The organism is Pedobacter nanyangensis (genome assembly GCF_003313505.1).
GTDB lineage: Bacteria > Bacteroidota > Bacteroidia > Sphingobacteriales > Sphingobacteriaceae > Pedobacter > Pedobacter nanyangensis.
The window spans coordinates 110,246-121,487 of sequence record NZ_QMHO01000007.1 but is presented as its reverse complement, the minus strand read 5'-3'; the positions used below and the strand labels follow the sequence as shown (position 1 = coordinate 121,487).

Annotated in this window: 5 protein-coding genes and 1 pseudogene; all 6 read right to left on the bottom strand. The window is 43.4% G+C overall.

Going from position 1 to position 11,242, the window contains the following annotated elements; translation table 11 throughout:
- Positions 1 to 2,759: pseudogene (locus tag DUT71_RS13080) on the bottom strand (SprB repeat-containing protein); the annotation flags it as partial.
- Positions 2,760 to 2,955: 196 nt separating this feature from the next.
- Complete coding sequence (locus DUT71_RS13075; RefSeq protein ID WP_113662989.1) at positions 2,956 to 3,549, bottom strand: Crp/Fnr family transcriptional regulator; 594 nt, start codon at positions 3,547 to 3,549, stop codon at positions 2,956 to 2,958.
- Between the two features lie 345 nt (positions 3,550 to 3,894).
- On the bottom strand, positions 3,895 to 4,467 hold the full coding sequence (locus DUT71_RS13070) for a Crp/Fnr family transcriptional regulator (protein WP_162796042.1): 573 nt from the start codon (positions 4,465 to 4,467) through the stop codon (positions 3,895 to 3,897).
- A gap of 408 nt (positions 4,468 to 4,875) precedes the next feature.
- A complete protein-coding gene (locus DUT71_RS13065) occupies positions 4,876 to 6,417 on the bottom strand; it encodes a S8 family peptidase (protein ID WP_113662987.1) in 1,542 nt (513 codons plus the stop codon).
- A 216-nt stretch (positions 6,418 to 6,633) separates the two neighbouring features.
- Positions 6,634 to 8,043 (bottom strand): TolC family protein, encoded by a 1,410-nt coding sequence (locus DUT71_RS13060; RefSeq protein ID WP_113662986.1) that lies wholly within the window; start codon positions 8,041 to 8,043, stop codon positions 6,634 to 6,636.
- 12 nt (positions 8,044 to 8,055) lie between these two features.
- Complete coding sequence (locus DUT71_RS13055; RefSeq protein WP_113662985.1) at positions 8,056 to 11,235, bottom strand: efflux RND transporter permease subunit; 3,180 nt, start codon at positions 11,233 to 11,235, stop codon at positions 8,056 to 8,058.
- Positions 11,236 to 11,242 lie beyond the last annotated feature (7 nt).

Genomic DNA, 11,242 nt, shown 5'->3' with positions numbered 1-11,242 from the left:
GCATCGGTAACCGTAACCGTATAAGTGCCCGCGGCTAAACCCGTAGCGGTAGCAGCGGTACCACCGCTTGGCGCCCATGAGTACGTATAAGGTGCAGTTCCCCCGGAAACGTTAATCGTAGCCATACCATTTGAGCCACCGTTACAAGCAACAGTGGTCATTGATGCGGTAGAAGTCAATGCCGTTGGCTGGGTAATCGTTACCGTTCTAGTAATAGAGCAGGCATTGGCATCGGTAATGGTACAGGTATAGGTGCCCACCGACAAGCCCGAAGCGGTAGCCGCAGTACCACCGCTTGGCGCCCACGAATAGGTATAGCCCGGCGTGCCGCCAGAGACCGAAACCGTAGCGGTTCCGTTACTGCCACCATTGCACGAAACATTCGTAGAGGAAGTAGTGGCCGTCAATGCCGTAGGCTGCGTAACCGTAAATGTCCTGGTCAAGGTACAGGCATTGGCATCGGTAACCGTAACCGTATAAGTGCCCGCGGCTAAACCCGTAGCGGTAGCAGCGGTACCACCGCTTGGCGCCCATGAGTACGTATAAGGTGCAGTTCCCCCGGAAACGTTAATCGTAGCCATACCATTTGAGCCACCGTTACAAGCAACAGTGGTCATTGATGCGGTAGAAGTCAATGCCGTTGGCTGGGTAATCGTTACCGTTCTAGTAATAGAGCAGGCATTGGCATCGGTAATGGTACAGGTATAGGTGCCCACCGACAAGCCCGAAGCGGTAGCCGCAGTACCACCGCTTGGCGCCCACGAATAGGTATAGCCCGGCGTGCCGCCAGAGACCGAAACCGTAGCGGTTCCGTTACTGCCACCATTGCACGAAACATTCGTAGAGGAAGTAGTGGCCGTCAATGCCGTAGGCTGCGTTATGGTAAAGGTTTGTGTTTTAGTACAAGCATTAGCATCGGTAATGGTACAAGTATAAGTTCCTGCTGCTAATCCAGTTGCCGTGGCCGCTGTACCGCCGCTTGGTGCCCATGAATAGGTATACCCTGGTGTGCCACCCGTTACAGATACAGTAGCCGTACCATTTGAACCGCCATTACAAGCAACATTAGTTTGCGAAGGCGTAACTGAAATTGCCGTTGGTTGGGTAATTGTAAAAGTTCTCGTAGCTGTACAACTGTTAGCATCCGTAATGGTAACGGTATAAGTACCTGCTGCCAATCCAGAAGCAGTTGCCGCTGTACCACCTAATGGTGACCATGAATAGCTATATGGAGGTACTCCTCCAGTAACGCTTACACTTGCCACACCATTTGAACCACCGTTACAAGCTACATCGGTTCTAGAAGTGGTGATTGACATTGCACTAGGCTGGGTAATTGTAAAACCCCTGTTAATCGTACAGCCATTTGCATCGGTAATGGTACAGGTATAATTACCTACGCTTAAACCTGACGCGGTTGCCCCCGTACCGCCACTTGGAGCCCACGAATAGGTATATGGACTGGTTCCGCCGCTTGGAACTACTGTAGCAGAGCCATTTGAACCACCATTACAGCTCACATTGGTTTTTGCCGAACTAGCGCCAAGCGTACTTGGCTGGGTAATAGTGACATTTCTAGTAATAGAGCTACCTTCATTATCAGTAATGGTGCAAGTATAAACACCAACGGCTAAGCCAGTAGCTGTTGCTGCTGTACCACCTGATGGTGACCATGAATAGGTATAAGGGGTTACCCCTCCAGATGCCGTAACGGTAGCCGTACCATTGGAACCTCCGTTACATGAAACATTGGTAGAGGAAGTAGTAGCTGTTAAAGCAGCGTTTGTAGTAAAAGTAAGGTTACTTCCATAAGCAGTTCCTGAAGAATTTGTAGCAAAAGCTCTAAAATTTACGGTTGTATTAGCTGGTAATGAGGATACAACAGAACTAAAAGTCCCTGTTCCGCTGCCAATAATCACTTTGTTATCTGATGTAGTTGGATCAGTCGATAATCCCCATACTATCCCTCTTTCGGTAACAGATGCACCTCCATCGGCAGTTACGTTACCACCTAAACTAGCTCTTACTGCCCCTACACTGCTCGCCGCACTTGTTGACACCGTAGGATTAATCACAACTGTACAGTTCACATTGGGTGCCGGGTAATTAGCAGGTAACAGTCCCAAAGTTGCTGTACCGGTTTTGATCCAGTTAGCTGTATTGTTAATGGCTGCTCTTAAAGCAGTGGCAGTTCCAGTTAAGGTTCCATTATATTTACTGTAAGCTTGTTCAGGTCCAGGTGCTGGAAAAAGCGAAATACAGTTTACGCCATTGGTAAGTCCCGTAGGCACAATACTTTCTGCTGTACCAGACAAGTTGCTTAAATTCCATGCAGTTACAGGATCATAGTTGGTACTGTTATAGTCGCCATGAACTCCAGCAATAAAAATCGGACTAGCTGGCGCAACACCTGTAGTACTCTGGTAAGCCAGAATCTGATCACCACCCGATAAGTTGAAGTTTGAATTTTTTGCAATGCTAAATCCAGAGGAACCACTAATGGTAAACGTATCTGCTGACGTTTCCATCACTGTGATAATCGTTCCACAGGGTACAGTAGCAGGAATCACCCATTGTAAGTGGGTCTCTGTGTTGTCGGCCCAACCTGTAGCCGTCCATCCTTGTTCGGAAAAATAAATGGTTTCACCTGCTGGGAGTGCTTTGAGAGCGATGAAAGAGAAGCCATCTGTTGTACCGAAATCATAGCCGATAAAGGCAATGTCTCCCGGACCGAGCGTTTGCGCCCGTAGCTTACTCATTCCAATCCCAAGAAAAGCACAGCATATAATCAATGCCACGCAAAATTTCTTTCGAAAAGAGTTGTTAAAATAGATCATGATATATTGTTTTTTTTACGATACAAAAAAACGTCATCATGCGGTCCTTGATACCTTATCCAAGAATATGACCTTGATAAAAATCAATATTTCTTTTACTCATTCAACAAAAAAAAGCCTATAGGTTAAGCCTGTTACATTTGGCAATTTTGGTACGAACCCTGCTCAATGTCTCTTCGGATACATTAAGGAAAGAAGCAATAAATCGTAAAGGAATTCTTTCTATTAGATGTGGATAGGCTTTTAAAAACCTTAAGTACTTGGATTCGGCAGACGGTAGCCTAGCAATGAAGGCCCGTTCTTCTGCGGCAGCATAAGAGCGCTCAATTAACACACGACCTATATAATTAATCTCAAAATAGTTATCATATAGATAATTTAGCATTTCTTTATTGATAACCACTAATTCGCAATCTTCTATTGCTTCAATATATTCTTCTGTGATGCCAAGGCCGTCAATACTTCGAATACGACCAATGAGCACATTCTCGACTTCAAGCCAAGTAGTAATTTTTTTAGCGTTGATTTTAGTGAAGCCTCTAACGGCTCCCTTAACTACAAAAAACAAACAATCTTCCTTGTCTAACGGGCTAATCAAATACTTACCTTTTTTGAATTCAACGGTAGTTACCTTTTCAGATAAGTAGGTTACTAAATGTTCCTTTAAAGGATATATTTGATTTAAATAGTTAAAAAATATGGTAACTGGCATAAAAATTTGAGCGTTGAGATTGAAGCAAAGCAGGACTCTCTCCAACTTCAAGATAAATAAAGGTTAAAAGCAGTTTAACTTTCGATAGGGTAAAACAAATTCATCTACCCTAGAATACACGAAAGTCAAAGAGTACTAATACAATCCTTGTGTTAGGGTAAAGAGAATCGCTTTTAATAAGGTTTTTCGGCATTTTATTTTAGAAATACCTTATCGCAGAAAATATTTATTTGATTTATTGGTTTGAAATATGCAAGCAAATAGTCCATAACACTTGATTTTAGCACAAAAAACGCCAATATTGATGATATTCCAATAGCGAAAAAAAATAAATATTGACAAATATCAAGACTTTTCATGTATCATTCTTACCTTCAATATATTGTCCTTAATAGCTATTTTTGTTCTTACCCTACTGAGCGTTTCCACCGAAAGTCCCAAAAAAAATGCGATATACTTTAAAGGCACCCTACCATTCAAATCGGGATAAACCATTACAAAGCGCTTATACTTTTCTTCAGCCGTTGGCAACCTACAAATAAAGGCCCGTTCTTCGGTAGCAGCATATAGATTTTGCCCCAGCACTCGGCTAATGTAATTAAGCTCAAAATTGTTAAGATAAAGTACGTCTAACAAAGGCCTACTGACCTTCACTACCTCACACTGTTCTATAGCCTCTATATATTCCTCCACTTCGTCATCGGTTTCCCTTGCCCTTAAGCGTCCAATTAAATTATTTTCAACAGCAATCCAAGTGGTAATTTTCTTTTGACCAATTTTAGTAAAACCCCTAACGGCCCCGCTAGATAAAAAATACAAACAATCCTCCTTGTCCAACGGGCTAATTAAAAATCTTCCTTTATTAAAGAAAGATGTCGTTGCTTTATCAGCCAAATAAGCTAGCAAATGCGGTTTCATTGGATACAATTGATTTAAAAACTTAAGAAAAGCAGTAATAGGCATAATTATACAAGCTAAACACTAATGCCCATAAGTAGATTCCAATTAATATTCGTTACACCAGAAAAAATATTTTTTTAATATATACTAAAACTTTGCTGTTTCAAGATGAAAACACAACCCACTATGACTGCAATAACGCACATAATTTGTCATTTCGACCTTGTGTAAATCGCGAACAGATACAAAGAAAATAGCGAGGCTAAATCTTTGTCTTTTATCCTCATTAAAAACAATTATTTCTTTATGGTTAAGTTTCTCCGCTCGTTACGATTATCGAAATGATTGACAAATAAAAAAGCCCCGACGCTAACATCGAGGCTTTTTATAGGCAGTTCGTACTTTTGCCTTTTAAAACTTTTAATTCTAATAAGTTGCCGCTAATTTCAACGCATTATAAGCGTTAACTACACCACCAGTAACCGAAATATCTTTTAAAGCATCTGCCTTTTCTACAGATTTCATGATAATTTCCTTTACCTGTGCGGCTTTCAGCTTTGGATAGTAAGAACGAATTAATGCCGCCAAACCAGCTACCACTGGAGCAGCCATACTCGTACCATTGTTATCCTGGTATTTTTGATCCGGATAAGTAGAATAAATACCGAAACCAGGTGCAAACACATCCACGGTAGTTTTTCCATAGTTAGAAAAACTTGCTTTAAGTCTACGATCGTTATAAGGAGTTGATGCGCCAACTGTAATCCAGTTCTCTGCTAAAGTACCGTCCTCATATTTGTTAGTTGGGAAATTAGTCTCTACATCAAGGTTTTTGTTATCGTTACCTGCTGCGTGCACCAATAAAACATCTTTACTTATTGCATACTTCACGGCATCATCTACTACCTTTTTATCTTGCGAATAAGCCTTTCCAAAGCTCATGTTCAATACCTTTGCACCGTTATCTACTGCATAACGGATAGCGTTGGCAACGTCCTTATCGCGTTCATCGCCATTTGGCACATTACGTACCGCCATAATCAGTACGTTATCGGCAACACCTTTAATCCCGATATCATTTTTTCTATCAGCACCCACAATACCTGCTACGTGCGTGCCATGTGATGGATCCGGACCTTTAGAATCGGCATTACCATAAATCCGTTCGTTGCTGTTGTTCTCGTCATCCCCTACAATATTACGAGGATCAAAAGTTAAGTTATAATTGTAGTTAACCTGATCGTAAAAATGATCATAACCAGCCTTCACCCTGGTTTCATAGAAAGTTTTATAATCAGTATTGGCCAAGGCCCTAAGCAAAGCATTTTTAGCATTGCTTTCGGTTTGTCCTTCAGGAGTAAAACCTTTTACATCTTCCAAAGTAGGGTTTTCCTTACCTAGTTTTTTAACGATGCTTTCTACGCCATTTTTCAATCCAGTATAACCTGCAAGATTTGCTTTAGCTTCGGACAGCCCCTTATCAAATTCCTTCTTCATGGCTAAATAAGCCTCAAAAGCAGGTCTATCTTTAGCGGTCACATTTTCTTCGGTTACGTTGGCAAAACGAGCGGCATCACGGCGTATCAAACGGGTAAGCTCTAAAGTCTCTTGGTTCACATTTCCATTTTTGCCCCCTAAAAAGCTCCAGCCGTTCACATCGTCAATGTAGCCATTTTTGTCATCGTCTTTGCCGTTTCCAGCTTTCTCCTTTTTGTTCACCCACATAACAGACCTCAGATCTTCGTGAACCCCGTCAACACCACTATCTAAAATCCCCACAATTACCGTGTTCGATTTTTTGCCCTTCAAAAGCTCCTGGTAGGCTTTCTCCGTACTGATCCCAAAAACACTATCCGCTTTAAGATCCAAATTATACCAGTTTTTCTTTTGCGATTGGGCAGAGACAATAAAAGGACCCGTTGCCAATAACGCCAAGGCAACTAATCTCTTAATTTGGTTTGTATTCATTTGTGTAAATAATAAGTTTTAGAATTAAAAAACGGCAAGATAATGTCTTTTATTGTCAATATCAATGCTGTTGGGCCTTCTAGCTGTATTTATGGGGCAACCCTGACAAACCTTCGCCCCCAGAGCAAGCGTTCACAAAAAAAGCAGCGGCCTAAAGGTCGCTGCTTTAAAACCAACATTAACGAAACTAATCCCTAATGGTGGTTGCACTAGGTTTTATTGCCAGCCTCCACCCAAGGCCCTATACAATTCAACACTAGCATTTAACTGCGCCGTCTTCAAACTCGCCAAATCAAGCTCGCCTTGCAACAAATTAGCTTGCGCAGTAATCACTTCCAGATAATTGGCCATGCCATGGTTAAACAGCAGATCGGCATTTTTAACCGCCGATCTTAACGTCGCTATCCGTTTCTGGGCAATGCCATATTCCCTTTTCAAGTTCTCCAGTTTAGCCTGCTCATTGGATACTTCTACCACCGCTTTAATTACCGCTTGCCTAAACAACAACACCGATTTTTCTCTTTCTACCTTGGCCAATTCAAACTGGGTTTTCAGCTCCCTCCTGTTAAAAATAGGCTGGGTGATTCCTCCTCCCACAATGCCAAACAACGAAGCCGGAACATTAAACCAATTGCTTGCCTTAAAAGAGTTGAGCCCAGCACTGGCCGAAATAGTTAAACTGGGGTATAGGCTGGCATTGGCCACGCCCACTTTGGCATTGGCAACCCTCAGGCCAAGTTCTACACTTTTCACATCGGGCCGGGTAGCCAGCATTACCGAAGGTACACCCACGGCCAATTGCGTAGGAATTTCCAATTGGGCCAAGGTTGCCGAGCGCTCTATCGCTGTTGGAAATTTGCCCGTTAATTCGCTCAGTGCATTTTCCTGCACGCTGATCTCTTGGGCTATCTGCGGAATAAGCTGGCTCGCCCGAAGCAGCTGCCCCTCGGTTTGCTGCACCGCCAAAGAACTTACCTGTCCCACCTCAAACTGCTTGCTCACCATTTTCAATGTACTGTCGCTAAGCGCTAGATTTCGCTGGGCAATCTTTAACTGCTCATCTAAAAGCAACAGCCGATAAAAGCTGGTTGCAACCATTGCTACTATACGGGTTTGAACTGCCTTTTTGGCTTCCGCAGTTTGCAGATAGGCCGCATAGGATGCCTCCTTTTGCTTACTGATCTTCCCCCAGATATCCGCTTCCCAACTCAAGGACAAATTGGCATTGTAATCTTCCACATGGCTAGTTTTCAAAAACTGCGAGGCACTAAGCCCATTCAAACTATTGTCAGATGGCCGGTTTGAATTGGCCGTTACCTGCAAATTTAACTGGGGGATGTTCCCCATCCTTGCCCGCCTCATCAGCAAATCAGCCGCATCTATATTTTTAAGTGCAATTTGCAGATCAATATTTCGTGCAATAGCGCTATCTATCAACTGTTGGATGGCCTGCGTGGCGAAAAAATCCTTCACCGCAAGGCTGCCTATGCTTGTGTCATCCACATTGCTCAGCCCCCTAAATTGCGAAGGTTTATCCTGTATGGGATTAATCACGTTTCTTGGGATACTACAGCCGTAGCTACCCACAAGTAGGGTGATCAAAAAACTATATATGAGTGTTTTCATTTTTTTATATGCTTAATTGATTTCCTGATGGGCATGAGGTTTGGCATTGGTTTCGGCCAATGGTGCACCAGTTACCTTTTCCTGTAAATATTGGAAGACGATGAAGAGTACCGGAATGATGAACAAGCCTAAAATTACGCCCGAAACCATCCCTCCTGCCGCACCAATACTGATACTATGGTTACCCTGTGCCGATGGGCCGGTAGCAAACATCATCGGGATTAACCCTACCACAAATGCCAACGAAGTCATGATAATTGGACGCAGCCTCAATTTTGCGGCTTCCAACGCTGCTGCCAACAAAGGCTTTCCAGCCCTTCTTCTTTGTGCAGCAAACTCTATAATTAAGATGGCGTTTTTTGCGAGCAGGCCAATCAGCATTACCAAAGCTACCTGTACGTAAATGTTATTGGCTATACCGGTAAAACCGATGGCTACAAACACCCCAAATATCCCTACCGGGATGGAAAGTATTACGCCCAAAGGCAATAAGTAGCTTTCGTACTGCGCTGCCAGTAAAAAGTACACAAATACCAAACAGAGGATAAAAATTACCGCCGACTGGCCTCCTGAGGAAATTTCCTCCCGGGTTTGGCCAGAAAACTCATAACTATAGCCAGCTGGTAAATGTTTGGCCGCCACTTCCTCAATCGCCTTAATGGCATCTCCAGAAGTAAAGCCAGGTTTTGGTATGGCATTAATAGAAATAGAATTAAATAGGTTGTACCTCGATGCCGTTTCTGATCCATAAATACGGCGCAGGGTTACCAGGGTATTAATCGGTACCATTTCGCCGGTTTTGTTTCTCACAAATACACGATCTATGGACGCAGGATCGGCCCGGTCTGCAATATCAGCCTGTACAATTACCCGATAGTACTTCCCAAACCGGTTAAAATCCGATGCCTGGGCACTACCAAAGTAAGCTTGCATGGTTTGCAAGATGTCTCTCACGTTTACCCCCAACTGGTCTGCCTTTTCTTGGTTAACATCTAGCTCCAACTGCGGATAATCTGCCTTGAAACTGGTAAAGGCCACGGCAATAGCGGGCTGTTTCATCAGCTCTCCAATAAACTGCTGTGAAATGCCGCTAAACTTATCCAATTTCCCGCCTGTTTTATCCTGCAAAACCAGGTCTAAAGCTTCTACATTACTAAAACCAGGAACCGTTGGAAAACTGAACACAAAGAAACTGCCGCCAGGTATGCCGGCCAACTGCCCCTGCACCTGCCCCATGATTTCATCAATGTTCTTTACTTTGCCCCGTTCCTCAATAGGTTTCAGTAACACAAAAACTACTGCAGCTGATGGGCTGGTTGAATTGGTTAAAAGGTTGAAACCAGAAATGGCGGTAACAAACCTGGAAGCATCTAACTTCTTGAGCATATTTTCAGCTTCCGTCATTACTTTTTGCGTACCATCTAAAGAAGTGCCCGACGGTGTGGATACCGAAATAGCAATAAAGCCCTGATCTTCTGTAGGGATAAAGCCCGACGGCGTAGTTTTAACCAGCCAAATGGTTACCGCCGTGATCACGGCCAAACCACCTAAACTTAACCACCTATTTTTAATCAAAAACCGCAAACTGCCTACATAGCGGTTGGTCATGGCATTAAAACTACTGTTAAAGCCACTGAAGAACTTTTCCTTAAAGCCTTTTTTAACAGGCATGCCACCGTTTGCAGCCGTATGGTTATCTTTCAAAAACAATGCGGCCAACGCTGGGCTTAAGGTTAGGGCATTAACCGCCGAAATAACAATGGCAATGGCCATGGTAAAGGCAAACTGCCGATAGAACAAACCCGTTGAACCTTCCATAAAACCAACGGGCAAAAACACTGCGGCCATTACCAAGGTGATGGAAATGATGGCTCCCGTAATTTCGCTCATAGCCTCGTGAGTAGCCGCTTTAGGGGCCAAATGTTTGTGCTCCATTTTGGCATGCACCGCTTCTACCACCACAATCGCATCATCCACCACAATACCAATGGCCAAAATTAAAGCAAACAAGGTTAACAGGTTGATGGAGAAGCCAAACAACTGCATAAAGAAAAACGTACCCAAAATAGCTACAGGCACCGCAATAGCAGGAATCAGCGTCGACCTGAAATCTTGCAGGAAGATGAATACAACGATAAACACCAAAATAAACGCTTCAATCAAGGTATGGATGACCTGATCTATGGATTGATCCAAAGCCACTTTAGTACTATAAAAAATATTGTGCTTAATGCCCTTCGGAAAATCTTTCGAAGCTTTTTCCATCAGTTTATTAATGGCAATCTGTATTTCGTTTGAGTTTGATCCAGCTAATTGGATTACGCCAATAACCACGCCCTTTTGCCCATTTAAACGGGTTAAACTATTGTAGGAGTAAGCGCCAAGTTCTACCCGGGCAACATCTTTCAAACGCAGTATAGAGCCATCTGCATTGGTCCTAATGGCAATATTTTCGTATTCTTCGGGTTTGGTTAGTTTCCCTTTGTACTTAATAACATATTCGAAAACCTCTTTGCTTCGTTCACCAAATTTACCCGGCGCAGCTTCCAAGCTCTTGTCCTGAATGGCGCCCATCACCTCATTAGGCGTTACTTTATAGGTAGCCATTTGGGTTGGATTTAACCAAACACGCATCGAGTAATCTTTCACACCACCGAAAATACTGGCAGCACCTACTCCGGGAATCCTTTTGATTTCGGGCACAATATTGATTTGTGCATAGTTGGCCACAAAAGTTTGGTCGTATTTTGATTCATCCTCGGTAAACATCCCAATAGCCATGATAAAGCTATTTTGCTGTTTTGCCGTGGTAATACCTTGTTGCACCACCTCTGCAGGCAACTGACTGGTGGCCTGGGCCACCCTATTTTGGACATTTACCGCCGCTTGGTCTGCGTTGGTCCCTAATTTAAAGAAAACGGTGATGGCTAACGAACCATCGTTACTGGCGGTTGAGCTCATGTAGGTCATGTTCTCCACGCCGTTGATCGATTCTTCTATAGATGGCGCCACCGAGCGCAAAACCGTCTCGGCATTGGCTCCTGGATAAACTGCAGTAACCAAAACCGACGGTGGCGCAATGTCGGGGAACTGTTGGAGTGGCAACTTGGTTAAGCCAAGTACACCAAGTATCACCAATAAAATGGAAATAACAGTGGCCAGTACTGGTCTTTGTATAAATATTTTGAACATTATTTTT